The sequence below is a fragment of the Pseudodesulfovibrio karagichevae genome, from assembly GCF_041414475.1.
In the GTDB taxonomy this organism is placed as follows: domain Bacteria; phylum Desulfobacterota; class Desulfovibrionia; order Desulfovibrionales; family Desulfovibrionaceae; genus Pseudodesulfovibrio; species Pseudodesulfovibrio karagichevae.
Genome location: NZ_JBGLYH010000127.1, coordinates 1 through 1178, shown reverse-complemented (window position 1 = coordinate 1178; position 1178 = coordinate 1). Strand labels below are relative to the sequence as shown.

The following is a 1178-nucleotide window of genomic DNA, read 5'->3' as shown; positions in this document are numbered from 1 at the left end:
TCTTGGTGGCCAAGGAGGAGGGGGTACACCCGGTCCCATTCCGAACCCGGTAGTTAAGCCCTCCATCGCCGATGATACTGCATGGTAGCGTGTGGGAAAGTAGGTCGCCGCCAAGGAATATTTCAAAGCCCTCAGTCAAACGACTGAGGGCTTTTTTGCGTTTCGGACGGGGACGGGGGCGGAGAACTCGCGACAAAGAACGGCCTCTACGGCTCTTCTCAGGCGGCGCTCCTCGGGGAGTGAGAGACCTTGTATGTCTGCCTGTTCATACCGAGCTCAGCCGCCTTTGATCTCGAAGTATTTCGGGCCGCGCTTTTCCAGGTCCCGTACGCATTCCTCCCTGGCGGAAGCGTCCGGCTCCACGAATACGAAATTGCTGTTCCAGATGAAACTCTTCTTGGCATCTTCTTCCGTTTGCGCGGTCAGGGACAAGGACATTCCGAGAAAAGGCCGACTCCCGCCGCCACCCTTTGCGCGTCCCTCACCAAGTGATCAGAGAGGGGGCGATCCCCCCTGGCTATCGGGGCTACGAGATCGGCCTGGTCCCTGAGGAGGCGCCTTTTCCCTGAGCGCAAGTGGCGTAGCGGTCGGCCAGGCGGGCCTGTGTCGCAGTATGGGGAGGCGGCGATCTGCTCTCGCAGGATGTAACGTAGCCCCACTTCTCTGGATATCCTTCCAGGCCCAATCCTTATGGCGGCTGTTCGAGGCAAGGAATTTGCCGGCCGTTTCCAGGTCCCTTCATCGTCTGCGCGGGACGATTGGGGAGACTTGTTCTGGTAGCTCATATATATCGACTAATGACTTTGTGCCGTCTTTCAGTGGAGTAGTTAACTCCCTTTGATTGCAGGAATCCTTGCAGGACAAGGGATGCGGGCTGGTTGGGCGAAAAGTTTCACCAAACACGAAAAAAGGTGTTGACGGCGAAGGTCAGAACGCATAGTTTCCCCTTCCTGCCTGTGGGCAGGGCCGACATCCGGACCGACTGAAAAAAGTTGAAAAAAGGTGTTGACGGGGGGGAGACAATCACTTAGTTTCCCCTTCCTGCCTGAGGGCGGGGCGTTCTTTGAGAAGAAAGACGTTTCTGGTCTTTGACAATTAAATAGCGAGTTGAGCAACAAAGATCACGATAATCACAGCCCGTTTAATACGAGTTTAAGATTGAGTGATCACATTCTCCA

1 protein-coding gene and 1 rRNA gene are annotated in these 1178 nt (G+C 55.4%); one reads left to right on the top strand and one right to left on the bottom strand.

The window, feature by feature from the left end; genetic code table 11:
• The first annotated feature begins 1 nt into the window (after position 1).
• Positions 2-116: ribosomal RNA gene (gene rrf / locus AB6M95_RS19640) — 5S ribosomal RNA — on the top strand.
• Positions 117-276: 160 nt separating this feature from the next.
• On the opposite strand, the gene AB6M95_RS19635 is transcribed toward rrf, so the two are convergent.
• Entirely contained in the window at positions 277-432 is a 156-nt protein-coding gene (locus AB6M95_RS19635) for a hypothetical protein (protein WP_371388437.1), read from the bottom strand.
• Positions 433-1178 lie beyond the last annotated feature (746 nt).